Origin of the sequence: Vibrio sp. A1-b2 (genome assembly GCF_021726015.1) — a bacterium.
GTDB classification, from domain to species: Bacteria; Pseudomonadota; Gammaproteobacteria; order Enterobacterales; family Vibrionaceae; genus Vibrio; species Vibrio diazotrophicus.
Map to the genome: position 1 here is coordinate 18,525 of NZ_JAKKCI010000002.1, position 20,477 is coordinate 39,001.

General features: G+C 40.9%; 21 protein-coding genes. 8 read left to right on the forward strand and 13 right to left on the reverse strand.

What is annotated here, in order from left to right; all coding sequences use genetic code 11:
- Positions 1 to 115: 115 nt before the first annotated feature.
- The gene (locus tag L3V23_RS04915) at positions 116 to 1,861 is read right to left on the reverse strand and encodes a bifunctional UDP-sugar hydrolase/5'-nucleotidase (RefSeq protein ID WP_102966837.1); all 1,746 of its coding nucleotides are present in this window, start codon (positions 1,859 to 1,861) and stop codon (positions 116 to 118) included.
- A gap of 248 nt (positions 1,862 to 2,109) precedes the next feature.
- On the opposite strand from L3V23_RS04915, the gene L3V23_RS04920 reads away from it, so the two are divergent.
- The gene (locus L3V23_RS04920; protein ID WP_102955250.1) at positions 2,110 to 3,741 is read left to right on the forward strand and encodes an ATP-dependent endonuclease; all 1,632 of its coding nucleotides are present in this window, start codon (positions 2,110 to 2,112) and stop codon (positions 3,739 to 3,741) included.
- 129 nt (positions 3,742 to 3,870) lie between these two features.
- On the opposite strand, the gene L3V23_RS04925 is transcribed toward L3V23_RS04920, so the two are convergent.
- On the reverse strand, positions 3,871 to 4,365 hold the full coding sequence (locus tag L3V23_RS04925; RefSeq protein ID WP_102966838.1) for a DUF1097 domain-containing protein: 495 nt from the start codon (positions 4,363 to 4,365) through the stop codon (positions 3,871 to 3,873).
- Positions 4,366 to 4,599: 234 nt separating this feature from the next.
- The gene (locus tag L3V23_RS04930) at positions 4,600 to 5,505 is read right to left on the reverse strand and encodes a LysR substrate-binding domain-containing protein (RefSeq protein WP_042487146.1); all 906 of its coding nucleotides are present in this window, start codon (positions 5,503 to 5,505) and stop codon (positions 4,600 to 4,602) included.
- Positions 5,506 to 5,724: 219 nt separating this feature from the next.
- Here L3V23_RS04930 and focA point away from each other — a divergent pair, with 219 nt between their 5' ends.
- Positions 5,725 to 7,176: a formate transporter FocA gene (focA, locus tag L3V23_RS04935; protein WP_102963935.1), complete on the forward strand. Its 1,452-nt coding sequence runs from the start codon at positions 5,725 to 5,727 to the stop codon at positions 7,174 to 7,176.
- A gap of 81 nt (positions 7,177 to 7,257) precedes the next feature.
- On the opposite strand, the gene L3V23_RS04940 is transcribed toward focA, so the two are convergent.
- The 3 genes from L3V23_RS04940 to L3V23_RS04950 form a co-directional block, all read right to left on the reverse strand.
- Entirely contained in the window at positions 7,258 to 7,827 is a 570-nt protein-coding gene (locus L3V23_RS04940; protein ID WP_042487152.1) for a YceI family protein, read from the reverse strand.
- Positions 7,827 to 8,363, reverse strand: a complete 537-nt coding sequence (locus L3V23_RS04945) for a cytochrome b (RefSeq protein ID WP_102966901.1) — start codon at positions 8,361 to 8,363, stop codon at positions 7,827 to 7,829. Before L3V23_RS04945 ends, L3V23_RS04940 begins: the two co-directional genes overlap by 1 nt.
- Positions 8,364 to 8,553: 190 nt before the next feature.
- Positions 8,554 to 8,802, reverse strand: coding sequence for a DUF2164 domain-containing protein (locus tag L3V23_RS04950; RefSeq protein WP_102966839.1), 249 nt, complete (start codon positions 8,800 to 8,802; stop codon positions 8,554 to 8,556).
- Positions 8,803 to 9,003: 201 nt separating this feature from the next.
- Here L3V23_RS04950 and L3V23_RS04955 point away from each other — a divergent pair, with 201 nt between their 5' ends.
- From L3V23_RS04955 to L3V23_RS04965, 3 genes are all read left to right on the forward strand, one after another.
- Positions 9,004 to 9,639: a hypothetical protein gene (locus L3V23_RS04955; protein WP_042487157.1), complete on the forward strand. Its 636-nt coding sequence runs from the start codon at positions 9,004 to 9,006 to the stop codon at positions 9,637 to 9,639.
- 107 nt (positions 9,640 to 9,746) lie between these two features.
- Positions 9,747 to 10,535 carry a lipase gene (locus L3V23_RS04960; protein WP_102966840.1) on the forward strand — a complete coding sequence of 263 codons (789 nt, stop codon included), beginning with the start codon at positions 9,747 to 9,749 and terminating at the stop codon, positions 10,533 to 10,535.
- A 410-nt stretch (positions 10,536 to 10,945) separates the two neighbouring features.
- Entirely contained in the window at positions 10,946 to 11,677 is a 732-nt protein-coding gene (locus L3V23_RS04965; RefSeq protein ID WP_237291971.1) for an EAL domain-containing protein, read from the forward strand.
- A gap of 49 nt (positions 11,678 to 11,726) precedes the next feature.
- Here the strand turns inward: L3V23_RS04965 and L3V23_RS04970 are convergent, their stop codons facing one another.
- The 5 genes from L3V23_RS04970 to L3V23_RS04990 form a co-directional block, all read right to left on the reverse strand.
- Positions 11,727 to 12,305 (reverse strand): DJ-1/PfpI family protein, encoded by a 579-nt coding sequence (locus L3V23_RS04970; RefSeq protein ID WP_042487167.1) that lies wholly within the window; start codon positions 12,303 to 12,305, stop codon positions 11,727 to 11,729.
- Between the two features lie 47 nt (positions 12,306 to 12,352).
- On the reverse strand, positions 12,353 to 12,820 hold the full coding sequence (locus L3V23_RS04975; RefSeq protein ID WP_042487169.1) for an OsmC family protein: 468 nt from the start codon (positions 12,818 to 12,820) through the stop codon (positions 12,353 to 12,355).
- Between the two features lie 72 nt (positions 12,821 to 12,892).
- Complete coding sequence (locus L3V23_RS04980) at positions 12,893 to 13,324, reverse strand: MazG nucleotide pyrophosphohydrolase domain-containing protein (protein WP_102966841.1); 432 nt, start codon at positions 13,322 to 13,324, stop codon at positions 12,893 to 12,895.
- Positions 13,325 to 13,392: 68 nt separating this feature from the next.
- The gene (locus L3V23_RS04985; protein ID WP_102966842.1) at positions 13,393 to 13,773 is read right to left on the reverse strand and encodes an STAS/SEC14 domain-containing protein; all 381 of its coding nucleotides are present in this window, start codon (positions 13,771 to 13,773) and stop codon (positions 13,393 to 13,395) included.
- Between the two features lie 235 nt (positions 13,774 to 14,008).
- A complete protein-coding gene (locus tag L3V23_RS04990; RefSeq protein WP_102963939.1) occupies positions 14,009 to 14,671 on the reverse strand; it encodes an SH3 domain-containing protein in 663 nt (220 codons plus the stop codon).
- 138 nt (positions 14,672 to 14,809) lie between these two features.
- Between L3V23_RS04990 and L3V23_RS04995 the strand changes: the two genes are divergently transcribed.
- From L3V23_RS04995 to L3V23_RS05005, 3 genes are all read left to right on the forward strand, one after another.
- A complete protein-coding gene (locus L3V23_RS04995; protein WP_102966843.1) occupies positions 14,810 to 15,379 on the forward strand; it encodes a hypothetical protein in 570 nt (189 codons plus the stop codon).
- Positions 15,380 to 15,618: 239 nt separating this feature from the next.
- Complete coding sequence (gene glgC / locus L3V23_RS05000) at positions 15,619 to 16,863, forward strand: glucose-1-phosphate adenylyltransferase (protein WP_258006768.1); 1,245 nt, start codon at positions 15,619 to 15,621, stop codon at positions 16,861 to 16,863.
- 289 nt (positions 16,864 to 17,152) lie between these two features.
- Positions 17,153 to 17,608: a methylglyoxal synthase gene (locus L3V23_RS05005; protein WP_102955263.1), complete on the forward strand. Its 456-nt coding sequence runs from the start codon at positions 17,153 to 17,155 to the stop codon at positions 17,606 to 17,608.
- A gap of 79 nt (positions 17,609 to 17,687) precedes the next feature.
- Here L3V23_RS05005 and pncA read toward each other — a convergent pair whose 3' ends face one another.
- Together pncA and helD are read right to left on the reverse strand one after the other, a co-directional pair.
- A complete protein-coding gene (gene pncA, locus L3V23_RS05010; protein ID WP_102966844.1) occupies positions 17,688 to 18,305 on the reverse strand; it encodes a bifunctional nicotinamidase/pyrazinamidase in 618 nt (205 codons plus the stop codon).
- Positions 18,306 to 18,316: 11 nt separating this feature from the next.
- Positions 18,317 to 20,380 carry a DNA helicase IV gene (gene helD / locus L3V23_RS05015; protein WP_102966902.1) on the reverse strand — a complete coding sequence of 688 codons (2,064 nt, stop codon included), beginning with the start codon at positions 20,378 to 20,380 and terminating at the stop codon, positions 18,317 to 18,319.
- Between the last annotated feature and the right edge of the window lie 97 nt (positions 20,381 to 20,477).

The window sequence follows — 20,477 nt, forward strand, 5'->3', positions numbered from 1 at the left end:
TCCACCCTACGACAACTGCTGTATCAAACCAGTCTTGAAACCACATGTTTCCCCCTTTCCTTCTCGTATTTTGAGAAATAAAGACTGAAACTTAACCAGCAAACATTATGCCATGTTATTCGTTGTGGCTATGTAATTGCTCTATTGGTCTGTTATTTAACAGCTCTGGCTGAGCTGACAGTAAGCCAATAAAGGCATCTGCCATGGAAACGTTACTTACGTAACCCTCACCTTTCATTGCAGTTATTGCATCATAGCCTTCTTTACCTTTCATCGTATAGGCAGATGATGTACCACAATAAACTGTATCAGTTTCAACAAGTTGCCATTCATCATCAATACAGATCTTTAAGTCTTTGATGCGCTGACCAACAGGTTTATCTGCGTGATATCGGTAGCTTAAGTTGTGAGTATAGGGATAGCTTCCCGAACCTGTACCATCAACACCATTGTTTATTGCGTTATTAATAGCACCTTCAAGTGTGAGTGCGATTGTTTTCCCTTTCACAGAATAAACGCCTATTGGCACGGCAAACGGCAATAACTTTCCAGCTATATCGGCAACCGAGAGTTTTCCCGGTTGGATGGAGGTTCGTACACCGCCAGCATTGTGAATGGCAAACTGTACCTTATGTCCACGCTCACGCATAGCATGTACAAATGATTGAGCGACTAAGGGCGCTAGTTCACTTGGGCCATTTTCATCGGGCACACGCACATGTCTTAAAGAGTTATGCGCTTCTGCGATCATTTGCGTCTGAAGCTCTCTGACTCTAGGAATATATTTGTTGATCAAAATACCCTGCACATCAGGATCTTTTTTACAGACCACCACATTTGGATGATTGTTTACATATTCGCAAGCTTCTAGGTGCGTACCATCACTGCCCGCTTCACTCATACTTGCATCGATAAACAGACGACGCCCTAACAACAATTCATTTCTGCCTTCGAAGCTAATGACATTACCTTGATCATCAAAATCAATTTGGCAATGTCCCAGAGCTAACGCATACAAACCAGACTGGACAACATATGTATTGTTAATTCGCTGGCCGTACTCTTCTTGAGTTTCTAAACCCAAAGCGCTGAAATCGCCCTGCAGCACATGGCTATGGCCACCAACGATGACGCTAATACCATTCACTTGTCGCGCAAGTTCTTTGTCTGCGTCATAACCCAAGTGGCTCAATAGGATAATTTTGTTGATACCAGCCTTGTGTATTTGTTCAACTGTAGCCTTCGCTGTTTCTAGTGCATTCATAAACGGCGTATCACTATCAGGGTTTGCGATATCGACCATTTTGTCTAATGAAAGACCGAAGATAGCGATGTTGCTACCATCTACATTTTTGGTAATCCAATTGGCACAACCCAATGTTGGGTTAAACGATTTAACCGATTCGTTATCTGATAAGCGATGTTGTTTATTTGAACGCTCATTAGAAAGATCCCAGTTTCCGCACAGAAGAGGAAAGTTGGTACGCTTGGCAAAGATCGCGACCGGTTCATTCCCCATATCAAGTTCATGGTTACCCAATGCCATCGCGTCTAAGCCAATTGCGTTTAGCATGTCTGCGTTTGCCTTTCCTTTAAATAAGGAGAAATACAATGTGCCTTGAAAGCAGTCTCCTGCATGCAAAAAGATAAACCCTTTTTCCATACGGCGTGCATCTTCGCGCAATTGCTGCACTCGTGTTGCAATACGAGCAAATCCACCAGCACTAACGAAAGGCGTGAGTGTCTTACCATTGATATCTAAGGTTAACTGTAATGACGTAGGTTCAAAATAAGAATGGGTATCGTTGATATGTGCCAGAGTGATTGACGTTACTTTTTTCGTGTATTTTCTATTTTTCATATTGTGTGTTCTCTTTTCTTTCACTCTAATCCTAGCGCACAGATCATGACAGATTCGTGATAGTAATGAAACGATAATGCAAAGAAACTTGGGAAGTTTGACATAAACGCATCGCTTGATTTATCAACACTTAAACCACTTATAAGGTTTATGTGAGGTAACCGTCTGCTTATATTGCAGTTTTACATTATGCTTAAATAAAAATCATAACTAGCCTCCTTGGTATCCGAGGCATGAGGAGTTGGCCGATGCTATTAGAACGTATCGAAATTTCTGGTTTTCGAGGTATTCGTCGCTTATCTCTTTCATTTGATGAATTAACAACCTTGATTGGTGAAAACACATGGGGCAAATCATCTTTGCTCGATGCTCTTTCGGTTATGTTACCCACTTCTTCTGAGCTTTATCAGTTTGAATTACAAGACTTTCATGTAGATTACGCCGTATCCCATCCACAGACTCAAAATTTGCAAATCGTGCTGAGCTTTGTCACTACAGACAAAAACGAATACCGGGCGGGTCGATACAGAAAGTTAAAGCCTATATGGTGTGAAGACGAAGAAGGTATGCATCGCATTATTTATCGCGTTAGCGCTTCTCGAGTTAAATACGATATAGCCACTACCTATACTTTTCTCGATTTAAAAGGCAACCCAATTGCTGTCCATCATAGTGAGAAACTGGCTCGCGAGTTGATGAGCTTGCATCCTGTCATTCGTCTGCGCGACTCACGCCGTTTCATTCGACCATTTGGTAAAACCAACAGTGAAAATGAACGGGTTGAAAAACGCATTGATAATACCTGCCGTCGCCTAATGGCCATTCCCGGTCACGTTAACAAGGGCGAAATGAGAAGCAGCCTAAATGCGATGAATGCTTTGGTTGACCACTATTTTTCGTTTAAAAGTCAGAGCCGAAAAAATCCTCGCCTAGAGCGAGACAGTTTGGTTTATTCAACACCGACCAACGGAAAAAGTTTGAAGCAGATTGTCGGTGAGACGAAAGACAGACAAACACGGCTTTTATTCTTAGGACTTCTCAATGCTTACTTGCAAGCAAAAGGACCACAAGATATTCGCCGCTGCGCTAGACCTATATTGATCGTCGAAGATCCAGAAGGCCGTTTGCACCCTACTCATCTGGCTAGAGCATGGAGCTTGCTCGAACTGTTACCAATGCAAAAAATATTAACCACCAATAGTGGTGAGTTATTAGGTTCTGTTCCCATTCATTCAATTCGCCGATTAGTGCGTAAATCTGACAAAACCATTGCCACTTCAATGCCAATAAAAGGATTCGGGCAAGACGAACTTAGACGAATTGGTTTCCACATCCGCTTCCATCGTACAGGCGCTCTTTTTGCTCGTTGCTGGTTATTAGTCGAAGGTGAAACAGAAGTTTGGTTGTTCAGCGAACTGGCAAGACAATGCGGTTATAACCTAGCTGCTGAAGGTGTGCAGATCATCGAATTCGCGCAATCTGGACTCAAGTCTTTGATTAAGGTGGCCAAATCATTTGGTATCGATTGGCATGTGGTCACTGATGGCGACTCAGCTGGGAAAAAGTACTCAGCAACGGTTATCAATATGCTTGAGCATGATCAACAAAGACATCGTTTAACTGAATTACCAGACAAAGACATCGAACACTTCCTTTACTCACACGGCTTTGAATTTTTCTTTAAAGACATGGTGAAGATCCCGCATGACCAACCTATTCCTGCAAAAAAAGTGGTCACAAGAGTGCTCAAAAAACACGCTAAACCGGATCTAGCATTAGCCATTGTTTCTCATTGTGAAGCTGGTGGCGTGGAATGCATCCCTGTGCTTCTTCGCTGGACGCTAAAACGCGTAATCACTATGGCCAATGGTAATACATAACGCTCTATTTATTTGCTCAAGTGAGCATTAGCAAAAAAGGCATACTGTGTGGTATGCCTTTTTGCTATTAATAACTTATTCAAATAACAATTGAAGAGAAATATAAGAAATATTGATACTAGCTATTACTCACTGAGCTTGTTCATTTATCACTGAATGGTGAGGTGATTCTTCTGTTGATGCACGTTTATGCAGCCATAACCCGCTCGCTTTCATTGAAAAACCAAACGCACCACCTAGCAATAATGATGGAATCACAATTTGCCATTCGCCACTTGCAGCAAACGTGGCACAGCAGCCAATAAATGTTCCTGGGATATAACTAAGCCATTGCTTTTTCGCTTGAATACACATCAAGAATGATACGATGCCGGTCAATACGTAGCCAAGAATGTCGATAGACATATGCTGAGCACCACTGATAATGACCATCGCCCAGAAAACACCCGTCAGGTTAGTCGCATAACTTTCCAGTAAGCCGCGAACACCGTCTTTGGGTGCAGCGAAGTAGCTAGTGCAGCCCAGAAATCCTGCCCAAGAGAGTAAACCAAATGAAACGGCTACCCATCCCCATATGCCAGAAAGGATACCAGTCGTGATTGCGATTGCTAAAAGTGTGCTCATCATACCCTCTAGGAAGCGGCTTTTGCTTGTTAACCGCATCAGTGAATTGAGCATAGATACTAAAGGTAGTGATGTCACTATAAAGTGACATAAATCACATATAAAATGTACACTACAATCTTGTTACACATTTTTAGTGACGCAACCGATAAATCAACACAAACCGTAATGAACCATCTAGTGGCTGACTGCATCAACTTACAAAGATAAAAGTAGCACGTATGAGCAGATATTTTATAGGAAAAGCGATCGCCCTTTCATCATCCTAAAGCCTTCACGCATAATGCATTCTGCTAAAGGGTTTTCGGCCATATCGGCTCGCCAAATAAATGAAAGTGTTCTCTCCATATTTAGCTCGGGCACATTTAACGCAACAAGTTTTCCCATTTCAATATAACGTTCTACGTCCAAATACGGCAGGCAGGTAAGATAAGGACCATTAGCAACTAGGCTACGAAGAACAGGTACGTGTTCGTATTCTCGCCACACATCCAGATCTTCCACTAAATGGTGAATAGAACTATCAAAAGTTTTTCTAGTACCCGAACCTCTTTCTCGTAGAACCCATTTGGCTTGTTCTAACTGAGCGAGACTGACCGTGGCACGTTTTGCAAAAGGATGATGTGAAGAAGCAATGACAGTCAAATGATCTCTACACCACTCTTCCTGATGGATACGGTTGTCATCGCTGCGACCTTCGATGATGCCTAAATCAAATTTATAGTCCAGTACACCTTCAATAACCGCTTGGGTACTTTTTACGCTCAGATCAATTCGGATCTCAGGGAAGTCGTTATCAATAATACTTATGAGGTCTGGCACCAAGTGTTCTGCGGGAGTTTGACTGGCTCCGATTGAAATCTCACCACTGACTAATTGCTGATCGTAAAAGCCCATTTCAATCTGCTGAGCGTCTTGTAATAAACGCTTAGCCTTTGGACGAAGCCACATGCCCCAATGCGTTAACGCCATTTGTTTACCTTGGCGTTCAAAGAGCGGGCGGCCAAGCATTTTTTCCAATTGTGCTAGTGACATACTTGTTGCCGATTGAGTTAAAGCCAATTTCTCTGCAGCAACACTGACACTGCCGGTGTCGGCAACAGCATCAAATACAGCCAACTGCTTCAGTGAATATCTCATCGCACTTTTTCTCCTTTTACCAAATCCTCTTGCTCTTCTATGAGCATTCGGTTGCATTCTACCGACTAAACACAGCATATCAACATAATTGATAAGGGCTTTTAATATTATCAATTTTACTTAGTGAAACTCCGACCGTTAACCTAGTAACGAATCAGCACATAAGGTGTTGTTTTCTCATAAGGAGTATCACTATGGTTATCTATTGGGAGACCAGACATGGCGTCAACTGAGTCTTACAATCAACATTATTTTTCGCCGAAAGAGATGATGGCGGAAGCTGAGAAATTCGCATTAAGCAAAGCTCAAAAATCAAGCGGAATGACCATAAGTCTTGCCATCATGGCGGGTGCTTTTATAGGCCTAGCATTCTTGTTTTACATTACTGTAACTACCGGTAATGCAAACGCGGAATGGGGTCTGAACCGTTTTGTCGGCGGCTTAGCATTCAGTATGGGCTTAATACTTATTGTTATCTGCGGTGGTGAACTGTTTACCAGCTCTGTGTTATCCAGCATATCTTGGGCAAACAAACAGATTAGTTTGAGCAAAATGCTTGCTGTATGGGGAAAGGTTTACATAGGGAACTTTATAGGTGCGATGTTTTTGCTTCTACTGGTCTCTTCAGCGGGCCTTTATCAATTAGATCATGGTCAATGGGGTCTAAATGCCCTAAATATTGCTCAACACAAACTTCACCACACCACACTACAAGCTTTTTCTCTTGGTGTTTTGTGTAACTTATTGGTCTGCCTAGCTATATGGTTAACCTTTAGCTCTGCAAATGCCATGACCAAGGCCGCGATGACAATTATGCCGGTAGCAATGTTTGTATCAAGTGGCTTTGAACACTGTGTCGCAAACATGTTTATGGTTCCTCTAGGCATAGTGATACATAACTTTGCTCCAGATTCATTTTGGCAACAAATAGGTGTCAGTTCTTCAGCATATTCCGATCTCAACATTCTGCATTTTATAACTTCCAACTTAATCCCTGTCACTCTCGGGAACATTGTTGGCGGCGCAGTTTTAGTGGGACTTGCAAACTGGTCTATTTATAGCCGCCCAAAACTTATCTCAGCCCAAATTTCATCAATAACACAAACAACACCAATTTCGTCAGGTAAGGAAACAACTATGAAAAGTACCATTACTATGAAAGACATTATGGATCCAAATCCGTTGACTATCAGTGCAGATATGCCAGTTCAAGCTGCTATCGATAAAATGCTAGATCATCAAGTAAACGTTGCAGCAGTGGTGAATATGGATAATCGTCTAGTGGGTATTTTTTCTGCTCATGATGTGATGGTTGAGCTTTGGTGTCAGAATTACATTCCAGCTAAGGATCAAAAGGTGGTTGATTTAATGTCACGTGATGTCATCGCCATTGATGTCAATGACAAGTTGGTTGATGTTGCCGAGTTTCTTTGCATCGACAGAGAACAGCTTTACCCAACGACAAGCATGGGAATTGCAACACGTCTAAGTACTTTATCAGTTGAAGAACGAGCTAAGAGCATGAAAGTTCAAAAACCACACCAACTTCCTGTATTAGACAACGGACAATTTGTTGGAATGATTGAGCGTCATCATGTGCTACAAGCCCTTCGTCCAATTTATGGAGAACGTCTAACCGTTGTAGAAGAACAGCAGCTAGAACGTGCATAACAGACAATAACAAAACAAAAACATCAGTTGGCAAAAAAAAACAAAGCCCCTGCATGCAAGGGCTTTCTTAAATCTTACAAATTACTTTTTAACACCTTCAATATGGAGTTCCATATCTACATAGCTCGCTGGACCCATCACTGCAATATCGAAGTCTTTGAGTTCTAAACGTGTCGAACCTTCGAAGCCAGCTCTTTCACCACCCCATGGGTCTTGACCAGCGCCGATGAACTCAGCATCAATCGTAATGCTCTTAGTGTGACCGTGTAACGTCAAATCACCCATAACATCCAGTTTGCCGTCACCTTTGTCGACAACTTTAGTGCTCTTAAATGTTGCAGTACTGAATTTAGCCGCATCAATGAAATCTGCACTACGGATATGTTTGTCACGTTCTGCGTGGTTTGAATCCAGACTTGTGGTATCTACATTCACCTCAACAGAAGATGCGTTGATGTTATTTGGGTCATAAGAGAATTCGCCATCAAACTTATTAAAGCGTCCTTTAATAAAGCTATAACCCAAATGGCTAACTTTGAAACTGATGGAAGCATGAGCTCCCTTTGAATCAATCACATAATCCGCTGCGCTTGCACCAAAAGATGCAATCATGCTTGCAGCTAATCCAACTGCCAATAACGTTTTCTTCATTACGATACTCCTATCATTTTGCGTAGCGTATTATCTTTACTAATAAAATGGTGTTTAAATGCTGCAAGTGCATGTAACACAGCAACGACGATTAAAGCCCAGGCTGCATAGAGGTGTACAAAACCGGCTAAGTCAGCCTGCCCCTCAAATAGAGCTCCCGCTCCCGGAACGGTAAACCAATTAAACACATCGATCCCACGACCATCTTCGGTTGAAATTAAGTATCCAGAAACAAACAGCACCATCAAATCAAAATAGATAAATAAATGGGCAGTTTTAGCCATTAATCTCTCTAGTGGTGAACCATCCATTTTGGGCGACACCGTCACACATTTCCAGACAATGCGAAATAGTGTTACTACCGCAAGTAGTAATCCGACAGATTTGTGCCAGTGAGGTGCCGTTTTGTACCAAGTGCTGTAGTAAGAAAGATCCGTCATCCAAAGACCGACGGCAAACATTCCAATAATCACCACCGCAGAAACCCAGTGGATAATTCGCGTCACCGCGTTGTAGTGTGTAACTTCGGAACTCATACCTATTTCTCTCATTACCATTATTGATACCATCACTATTGTTGATACCAACATCCAATTAAAACGGTATCACTGGATACATAGTGTTAACAGAGTATTTACCAATATTTACCTTGCCGCTAGCCATACAGATTGAAGAACTTATTCAGAAAAATCGAATGACTTTAAAACACGAAAACGAGATGAAAGATTAAAATTCGCTTTCTTTTTCAATTTGATAGAGCTCATCTGCGATATCAAGCATTTTTCTTTCGATGACAGATTGAGCGTCAGACAGACCTTTATTGTAATGAACTGGGCCGATCTTATTTGTAACAAACTCTAACAGAAACCATGCATCAAACTGTTCAAGCTCTATGCCTAACTCATCAGCACAGTATTTTTGTAGAGCTTCGGTAAGGCCCTCTTTCTGTTGTTGAGTAAACTCAATATCACTCATCGTCATCTCCCGAAATGAAATTAGGTGCTTATTATACCCAACAAGACTGATGATTTTCACTGAAACACTGCGGCAGTTCAAAATTAGGCAATTAGAGAAACATTAAAATCGAATTTTGGTTAAGTAAAACCATCATTTATCACTAGAGACAAGATGTAACTGTGATAATCTAGCTGAGCTTAAATTATGGAGAATAAGTAATTGTTATTGGACCTGGTCACACAAAGCGTCAATGAATTTCAAACCGACTGCTTGAGATTGTGTGAAAAGCACTATCCTACTATTCACAACAAAGGAATGAGTGAGCACCATTTAGGGCTGGCTTTTGCTCGTCGCTTGTCACGCACCTTAACGGAATTTGGTCACACCTGCGATTATGATTCGATAGAATCAACTCATCATACCGATATGCCTCACCATTTCCGTGTATCTTGTGAAATGGGAACAGTTTGGATACTCACTCATCATTTAGTCAGTGCAGGTAAAACGTGCCGAGACAAGTTAATGAGAGATATTTTTCAGTGGAAGCAAGAATATGCCTATGCTATCCAACCAAACGATCTTCTTATTCTTTTAACGGATCACTGGATAAGCAAAAGTCAAAAAAGCCGTGAATTACTTCACTGGTGGACAGGGCAATTACCCGACGAAATTGATGAGTACAGTGCACAAGGCATAACACTTTACGAGAGCGATTCACTTTTAACTCAAGCTTTAGAAGCTCGATATCAAATCAGTCCTTGCTACATTAAGTTTGGACATCCATTAAAACACTCCAAAAATCAGCAGTTAGTGAGAAAATATATCCAACTTTATGCGGTATTACAGTGGGGATAACTCTTCCCCATATCCCCTAAACCTATCTTCTCAAAATTTCTCCTACTGTCACTTTTTCTACATATTTCTGACTCATAGTAAATCAAAACCTAACCGTTAAGTTTATTGTGAAAAGCCTAAAGCGCTATCAGTACGAAAGATATGCAGTGCTATGTAATCTCGCTTATCCAAGAATATTCAAACAGACCAATTACGGATTCGATCCAAACGGTCAGCGCATTGTTTATAACCGATTTGGTAAAGTCATGATGCGGGTACTTTGGAGCAAGAAAAGCGAGGAAGTTATTGTTGTGATCAAAGGATCTCATTCACTTTGGGATTGGCTATTAAATCTGGGGATGTGGCAAATTACATCAAAGACACTTTGTACCCATTATCCCATTCATGCTGGCTATTCATACTTGATATTGCAAGAGAGCCGACCGGGCTACAACACCGATAAGCTTGGAGTCTCCGTTTACGAACGATTGTTAAGCTATATTGTTCCTCTGATTGAACTAGGGAAAAAAGTTACCTTTACTGGCCATTCATCAGGCGGAGCAATAGGGACTGTTCTGGCAGACTTAGTTGAGAAGAAATATCCGAAATCAATAAAACGAGTGGTAACGTTTGGTCAGCCAGCTATTGGTGGTTATCAATTTAAAAGACAATATACGCTCTCACATAAAACATATCGTGTGTGTTGCGACTTAGATATCGTCACATTTTTACCCCCCTTGCCATTTTACTATTGGCACGTGGGTAAATTATTGTGGTTACACAACGAAAGAGTTTATGAAAATACACCAACTTTACTCAGGTTAGGTAAAAGTATTGTTTCATGGGCTATAAGACCATTTTCATATCATTTAATGAGTCGTTATATACGAAATAAAGATTTTTTTGACGATCGTTAATAAACATCAAACAAGTAAAGCATCTAAATAGGATCATGTATGGCTAAAAATAAAATTTAAGATCATCATGAAAGCATCAAAATATAACACTTAAATACAACGTAACTACACAATTTTTAGCATCACACACTATATAATATGGCACTTTAATGATATTCAACTTGTACGAGTTAGGTTTTCTATTTTTACGATCATTAAAACGATCCACGTCGCGATCTTTTGCTATTTTTGATCTCGATATTAATGATTGACAGAATATTAATATCGTCAATACTATGACGTGAATCAAAACAATTTGACGCATGGATGCGTAAATTAAATATTATTTTTGGGATATAGCTGATTCTATGATTCTTATTAATAAACACCAATACGATAAGTACATTCGTTTCGATAACACGGGACAATATGTGGCTCATTATAAAAACATGACGCTACGGAGTGTATTTCAACCCATATTTTCTAGAGAAAAGAGAATTGTTGGTGTGGAAGCCTTGGTCAGAATATATACAAATGGACATAGACAAATTCGTCCTGATTTATTTTTTTATTCGGATCAATATAATCAAGTTGATCAAATTAATGTCGAATTATTAAGCAGAGCGATTCATATAAGAAATTTCGCCAACTCCCCTTTCAAAAACATCAGGCTATTTCTAAATCTGTTACCTTCTGTTGGCCAACTTCTTGTCCAAAACGAAAATTTGTCCTGCCGATTATCAAATCGTATAAATGATCTCAACCTTAGACGTCCACAGATAGTCATGGAAATTGTTGAGCAACACTCAGACGATAATGAATTGCTAAAAGAAGCGACTCAAACCCTTTCAAATTACGGTTTTCACATTGCTGTCGATGACTATGGTTCACAAGCTTCAAACTCTGACCGAGTTGACCTCATCTCTCCAGATATCATCAAATTTGATCGTACCCTTCTGATGAAATATATGAACGGCGATACGTCACCACTGCTTGATGCAATTGAAGTAGCGCAGAATGCTAACGCTAAAACAGTAGTGGAAGGAATTGAAACAGAACAGCAGTTTGAAGCGATGAAAGCACTGAATCTTAATATGTATCAAGGCTATTTTCTTGGCACCCCTGAGCGTGTGATGCCAAGAGTGCAGCTAGCATGTGGCTAAGCTGTATTAATCAGTATTAGCCACAGCTCTCTAACCCAAGCAGTTTAACCTAAACAGTTTTCTGCCAATCATATTCCATTTGTTTTGCAGTATTCACAGCCAAATCCATAGACGCAATTTCAGACACCAAAAACAAACTCATATCGATACCTGCCGAAATGCCAGCTGAAGCAACCAAGTTACCTTGCTTAACCCAGCGTACATTCTCCTGCACATCCAACTTAGGAAAGTCACGCCTTAAATCTGCAATATCCTCCCAATGTGTTGTAACGGAATGATTATCTGTCACACCCGCTTTTGCTAACAAAAATGCACCGGTACACACTGAGGCAACAATCTTTGACTTTGCTGCATGTTGCTTAATCCAGTCGATGACTGTAGGTTTTTTGAGTTCTTCAGTGTGAACGCCACCAACGACGATCAGAAGATCTATGTTGGGGACCGTCTCAAACGAAAAATGAGGCTTCACCTCAAAGCCTCCGCGAGCTTTCACCAAATTCGACTTTTCAGCAAACAAAAACACGTTCCAATCATTATTCGCTAACCGCTTAGCCGTACTAAATACTTCAAACGGTCCGGAAAAATCCAAGACTTCAGCTTCATCATAAATGTATATCCCTATGTTCATTCGCATTCCTTAGTAAACAATCTATTTCTTAGTAAACAATTTGTTCCTTAGTAAACAATCTGCGTGATGACTTGAGTTTTCACTGAGTTAGCAATAAAGCAGTTGTCGTGTGCCTGATGATGCATTTTTTCTAACACTTCGTGGCTGGGGATGTTGTCACCAACAAAAGTGACCTTTGGACGCAGAATCACTTTTGTCATAGATTCTTTGTTCTGTTCATTCAGCTCGAGCACACCTTCTGCATCATCAATATACTCATCGATGACGTAACGTTTTTTAGCCGCGATAGAAAGGAAAACAAGCATATGACAACTTGATAATGCAGCGATAAAGGCTTCTTCTGGGTCAACATTCTCTTCCACCGAGTACGGCAAAGGAACAACACTTGGTGAAGGAGACGCGGGAACGGTGATGCCACCATCAAACTCCCATACATGAGCTCGACTATATTTATTATCGCTAAACACTTCGCCATCCTTGCGAAACCACGAAATTTTAGCTGTATGCTTAGACATAGATACTCCCTTTTATCGATAAATAGTGAAACTAGAGGTCAAAAACACCCCCAAATATAATTTTATTTTCAATTATTTACTTAAATTACTGGAAGGTAGGACGCAGCTTTGCAATTCCCATTTTTGCTGTTGTTCAGCCAAAGAAATCTTTTGCCTGGCTTTAATATCGCTCCATAAGAAGCCATTTTCTAGCCCGCTGACTCTCTGTTCAAACTTGATACACGCTCTTTCAAGAACACTTTCTAACTGGATTTCACTCTCAGATTCTAATGCGAGGAGAAGATTCAGGTAGTCCCAAAGCAAATCCCCCAGTTCTTGCTCTAGATAACAGCGACGATTAAGGGGGATTTCTTCTAATACTTCATCAAGCTCTGTACGCATCTCGTTGAGATATGTCTGAGATCCGTTGAACCAATCGCTCGTGGTATCAATGACACTTTTACGCCTTGCAATACTGAGCAACTGCTCAAAGTACATAGACGTCATCGGCGTTAATTTATCCATTATTTCCCTATTGATAGTAACTGAGGATCCTTCCTCAACATGTTTCTGACTAAACTAATTCTTCATCATTAGTTTTTCAGCCACGTTACCGCATCGCTATAACTTTCGAAATATTTAATTTCACCAGAGACAAACCAATTACCGATTTTTGCCGAGACTTCCTGCCATTCTCGATTACCATACAAGGCGATCTTGTCAAAATCTGAGCCATGCTTTAACCCAAGTTTGAAATCATCCCAAGCGGCTCTTAGCTCCCATCCTTTAAGTTCAGTGGCATCGAAAAGTACTTTTACTTTGGGTTGATTTACTTTAATCAAAGCTGCATCGATCATCGGTGAGATAACTTGATAGTCGTCATGGGTAAGACGACCAACGGCTTTGATTGAAACAAAAAACTCATTCTCAATTCTATCTAAACCTATCGATAAACCATGTCTTTCAATACTCATAAGTCCTCCTAAACATTCAATCTAGGAATAAGCGTTAAATATCACCAAGCGATATTCAACACATCATCATTTAAGAGATTAGTTAACAATCGAAGGAATGAGTTGAGCGTAAATCACTTTTTGAACAAACCGTTGTTTTACATCAATCGAGATTAACGCTCAGACAAAACGCAACAAATGGTACGCTGATTGCCAAGATCAAGATGGGAAAGGTTGATAACGCCTACTTAAGTTCTCAATAAAACACTTCGCCTGTACGAACATCCAAATAAATCTTGTCTGCTAGTTTAAGCCCACCACAGTATATAAAATACACATCGCGATCAGCATATTTGGTTGACTTCACCCAGCCACCAAGTTCTTCAAAGTCAACCGGTGAGCAGCTTCCATCGTTAAGTAGTTTGTCCGTCGTTTTTAAAAACATCTCTTCGAATTGCACGAGATCATCTGAAGCGGCAATGTAGCCCTGAATTGTTTTCTTCCGTTCTTCTGCTGTAATCACAGGAGCTTGCTCAACGAGTCCATCCAAAGGAATCCACTCAGCAATTTCAGGCCCACCCTGTTCATAAACAAAGTATGCAGAGACGCGCCCCCAGCCATTTTTCTTTTCTAGTAGACGAACTTTTTCGCCTTTATAAAGATAGCGCTGAACAAAGGCATCTAAATTTGCTGCTTCTCGTATCCCAAGCTTTTCTGCATCAACATAGAATTCCATATTCTCTGGCTTTAAATCCGCAATGTTTTGAGGTTTTACTTCCTCTGTTTTATCTGCTTGATCGTCGACAGCAGCAGCTTGGTTGGCCAATTCTTGTTGAGGTTTGTAGTAAAACAGGTAGTAACCTGCACCGGCGCCAGCAACTCCAAGAAGCAAAAATACAACCATCAGCAATTTTTTCATTTGTATACGCCATACCTTATGGTTTGAGCCCAGAGGATTCTCAATACTTTCTTTTCTTTAACTACAATAATACTAGCTGTGGTGATTATTTGACCACCGCTAGGATTACCACTCTTGTGAGTACATTAGCATTCGACAATGAAACTATCTAAAACGCACTTGATCTCTATAACGACCATTATCTTGATAACTTTATCTTGGCTTACCCATGCGAGCCAGTGTAATGAGCAAGATTGGAACAAAGCGCTTGTTTCTCAACAAGCGTTAGATCGCAAGTACAATTCGTTAGCGCAGAAATACAACAAGTGGTTACCAAGTTTCCAACAGTCCATTTTTCTCCATCTTGAGTTTTCGAACCAAGAACTCACCTATCTATGGGCTAAGAACTCAAATCACTTTCGAAGCAAGATCGATAGACAAATAGAAGCTGCGTTGGAATCACGGCAAAAGATCAGCTCATTAGTCTCATACTTAGATGAGATCTCTCAGGAAGTGACTACGCAAATATCCGAATGGAATAAAATAGGACAAGACTGCGAAGTTGATAGGCTGATAACAAATGAAGTGGCAGCGCAACACTATGTGCAATCTAACAGGCAACTGATACAAGAATTAACTAACTTTAAACAGCAACTCTTTACAATGAGGAGCTACTACGATCGCGAAATCTTAACCTTGCAAAATATCACTTCACCTATACCACCATAAGCCCTGCCATACATGAGATTTACATTGTAAACTCGACAAAAGATTAAGGGTTTAACTCTATTAGTTAACAGCCACAATAGAGAACTTTTTATAGACAATTATTTGCACTATTTAAAAGCCAAATAGTCGAGCTTTTTGCATTATTTTGGTGCATTAGCGTTTTCTCATATAAATAACCCAAGAAAAGACTGGGTATTCAACTTTGGCTCGAAACTTGTACTACTCTCTAAAAAGTGAAAATGAATTGCACATATTTAGGGAGAAATAAGATGCAAGACACCTTAGCGGTAATACTAGCCGGCGGTATGGGTTCACGATTATCCCCCCTCACTGACGATCGTGCCAAACCCGCAGTACCTTTTGGCGGTAAGTATCGAATTATTGATTTTACCTTAACCAACTGCCTACATTCCGGATTACGTCGAATCCTCGTATTGACGCAGTACAAGTCCCATTCCTTACAAAAGCATCTACGAGATGGCTGGTCTATTTTCAATCCTGAATTGGGTGAATTTATCACTGTTGTCCCCCCACAAATGCGAAAGGGTGGAAAATGGTATGAAGGTACAGCAGATGCTCTATTTCACAACATGTGGCTACTCTCTCGTAGCGACGCTAAACACGTCGTCGTGCTTTCTGGCGATCATATCTATCGTATGGACTATGCCGCCATGCTGGAGGAACATAAGGCTAAGGGCGCGAAACTGACGATTGCTTGCATGGAAGTTCCAAGAGAACAAGCGTCAGCCTTTGGTGTTATGGGGATTGATGAAGAGAACCGAATCACTTCGTTTGTTGAAAAACCCAATGACCCACCGTCAATGCCAAATAGCCCCAATTCTAGCCTTGTTTCTATGGGGATATACATTTTCTCTATGGATGTACTTAAACAAGCACTGCATGAAGACTCTGAAGTAGAAGCTTCTACGCACGATTTTGGTAAAGACATCATTCCAAAACTCATTGAAGGCCGAAGCGTCTATGCGTATGAATTCTGTAATGAGAAAGGACGTGTTGATCGTGATTGCTATTGGCGCGACGTCGGTACCATAGATTCCTTTTATGAAGCCAATATGGATCTATTGGAGCCAGTTCCGCCGATGAACCTTTATCAAAAGAACTGGGCGATTAGAACTTATGAACCGCAGCTTCCACCAGCCAGAACTGTCTCTTCAGCAACTGGCAATGAGGGGATTTTCATCAACTCCATCATTTCTAACGGAGTTATCAACTCTGGCGGTTCAGTTCATCACTCGATCATTTCTGGAAGTGTAGTGATCAATGACAGTGCTACTGTTGTCGATAGTATCTTATTTGATGATGTTGAAGTTGGTGAAGGATGCCAGCTTGTAAATTGCATTATTGATAAGCACGTGAAAATACCACCCAATACACAGATAGGATTAGACTCTAAGGAAGATGCTAAACATTTCACAATTTCTGAAAAAGGTATCGTCGTCGTTCCTGAAAGTTATAAGTTTTAGCAACAAATAACATATTGGACTTCCTACAAAACTGGCTGGCTGTTCGACACTGTATCCAGCTAGTTTTGCATACCATTCCCATCTCTTCCCCGTTCTAAGTTCTGGTGTCTCAAAATATTTGATGATGAAACACATGCAACCAGAGATTGTCACAATTTAACCAATTGAAACCTGTATCATGGTTTTAAGGAACGAATAGGCGAAATAACAACATTTTCAATAAAAGAGATTGAATAACCACAGGTATTTCGTTATTTAAGTAACAAATCCAATTGTTGGGAACAAATAGATGAAAATAACAACCCGCACAATGGCTGCGTCAAAGCACGTAGCTCTTGTCGCACATGACAACTGTAAACCTGAACTTCTACGCTGGGTAAAAGAGAACAAAGAAAAACTACAGGGTCACTTTCTATACGCTACTGGTACCACTGGTAACATGTTGAACAAAGAAACTGGCCTACCTATCAAAAGCCTTATCAGTGGCCCAATGGGTGGCGACCAACAACTAGGCGCATTGATTTCTGAAGGTAAAATTGATGTATTAATTTTCTTCTGGGATCCGCTTAATGCAGTTCCACATGACCCTGATGTTAAAGCATTACTGCGTATTGCTGGAGTTTGGAATATTCCTGTTGCAACAAACCGAGCAACAGCCAAATTCCTGTTTAGCTCAGAATTCATGGATAAAGAAGTGAGTATCGAGATCCCTGATTACCAAGCTTACTTAGCAGAGCGTCTATAACCAAATATGCAAAATCCCCTTCTCAGGGGATTTTTTCTTGATAAAAACAACGTTCTAGATAACAAACAAGGCAAGGTAACTAACCCGCAATGTCATCCGACTGGATGAGTTTGCAACCAGCCTGCTTCATTTGCTTCCAAGCACTTTCTACATCGCCTTGCGCCATTTCTACGCCTCGGCAAGCATCTTGAACAACCGAAGTTTTGAATCCAAGAGAAACCGCATCTAAGGCCGTGAACTTGACACAGTAATCTGTTGCGAGACCAACAATTACTAACTCTTTAATTCCTCGTGAATTTAAATAGTCTGCCAATCCCGTCGCTTGAAGTCTTTGGTTGTCGAAAAAGCCGCTGTAGCTGTCAATCTTAGGGTTGGTTCCTTTGTAAATGACCTTTGTAATCGCCTCAACATTAAGACCAGAAATGAACTCCGAGCCTTCGCTGTCCTGAACACAGTGATCTGGCCACATGATTTGCGGTATACCATCTAAAACGATCACTTCCCCAACCTTCTGATCATTAGAAGAAGCGAAGCTTGAATGCCCGGCTGGATGCCAGTCTTTAGTTGCAACAATGTGTTTGAAATGAGGAATTAGCCGATTAATTATGGGGACAATTTGGTCACCATCCGCAACAGGTAAAGCACCCGATGGTGAAAAATCATTTTGAACATCCACTAATAATAATGCTTGGGTCATATGGAATCCTTTTAACTTTTCTTAGTCACTGGATAATCGCCATTCAACAACTCCTGCACAAACACTGAACCATTTCCGGTATAAGTAATCCATACTTTCTCACGTGCACGAGTCATTGCTACATAAAATAATCGTCTTTCTTCTGCAAATGCAAAATTGTCATTAGAGGCTGTCAATGCGCCATCAAGGTGTAACGCTTTAACTCTCGCAGGGAACTGCCCTTCATCAACAGCAAGGATAATCACATAATCTGCTTCTTTACCTTTGCTGGCATGACAGGTCATAAATTCTAACTTAAGTGATAAGAAACGGTTTTGCCAATCTCGCAACAGTTCAGGTTTGTGGTAATGATTACGGCCAAGTAAAAGTACCGTTTTTATGCCTGATGCTTTGCGATTTAAACCATCTAAAATTTTCTCAACGCTGCTACTCGGCGATAGCACTACCGCTTTGCTACTTTGTGTCTTCACGCTGTTGAGTGTCTTTTCACGTTGCTGTGGGTTTTGCTGAACAAAACGATTCGCCACTTCACCCAACTTATCGTTGAAACGATAGGTTGTATCTAGATGATGCACTGTCGAATATGGCATACGTGATTCGAAATCGGTGGTGAGATCGACATCGGATCCCGCGAATTGGTATATCGATTGCCAATCATCACCAACCGCGAACAAATTGCACTGGTTTGTATTCTGTTCACACAAAGCTTGAATCAGATCCAAACGCTGCGGTGATATATCCTGATATTCATCAATCATGATGAACTTCCAAGGAGCAGCGAACTTTCTTTTCGTCACATAATTCGTAGCACGACTGATCATGATGTTGAAGTCGATGTGGTTGCTTTCTTTGAGCATCTCTTGCCAAGCTTGATAGCAAGGCCAACATAGAGCGAGTTCACTGTTAAGACGAGGATAATCAGGATGCTCAACCAAACGCTCTTGGACCGACTTTTTCGATATGCCAAGTAAGGCCAATTGGTCTAACTGTTTCTCAAGCCAAGCAATCAATTTTGGGTTCTCGACATGGCTGCCGAGTTCATCATCTCCCGCCAGATATGCAATTGGCCATTGTGATAAATGCTTTTGCCAACGCTTAAAGTTTGTCGGTGTCATCCAGTGGCGTTTAAGCCAGTCGATACACCATGCCTTCTTAAGCTTTTCATCTAAAGCAATTGGCGAGATAACGGCATTACCACCATCAACCTTGTTTAGAATACTCAAGCCAAGTTGATGGAATGTGTTTACTTGGATCTTCTCTGCCGCTAAGCCTATTTTGTTCTTTAATCTCTGCTCCATTTCACCCGCAGCGTCATGGCCGAAAGCGACCAACAAGATTTCTTCGGCTTGGGCTAAATGGCTCTGTAAAAGATAAGCGACTCTCGCGGTGAGCACGCTTGTTTTACCTGAACCTGCACCCGCTAAGACTAGGTTGTGATCATCATTGAGTAATACGGCATGCTGTTGAGAAATATTCAATGGTGAAGACTCAACCTGATTAAACAAAACTTCCCAGTTCAATCTTTCATTTTCAATCCAACGACTGTTTCTTTCTAAGAGTTGGTCAGAAGTATTGAGTATCCAAGGTGACAAACTAGCAATGTGTTCGGGCAAACGCTTATGCGCTTCTTCTAACGACATCCCCATCGTTGTCAAGTCGTCGTATACACGATTAACCCAGCTGTCGACGAGCGAATGCGGTAAGAATGACGGTAATCGAATTAAGCGTGTCAGCTCTTGCTGCCATTGTGGTAGATACTGGCTCAACTGAGCACATTGTTGATTGTGCCAATTTTGATAGATAGCAACAGCTTTGTGGGCAAATTGGCGGCAATCAGGCCAAGGTAACCCCTGAACTAACCAAGTTCGCTGTTTACCATTTTCTTCATGTGCGAAGAATTGAAGTGCTCCCCAAATGGCACCACGTTGAATTTTTACTTTTCCATTCCACACGTTAAAAGGAATATGCTCTTCAGTCATTAACGATGAGAGAATGACACATTCATTACCAAGCTCAACTTGATTATATTCACTAGAAATAAAAAACTGTGCAGTCTTATTTGCTCTCAGCTGCATTGATATTTGCTCTTTGAATTCGTTGCCAACCATCATACCCTAACCACTTAGCGTGAAGCCAAAATAATGTCAATAATGTTTGATGTTTACTTTGTGC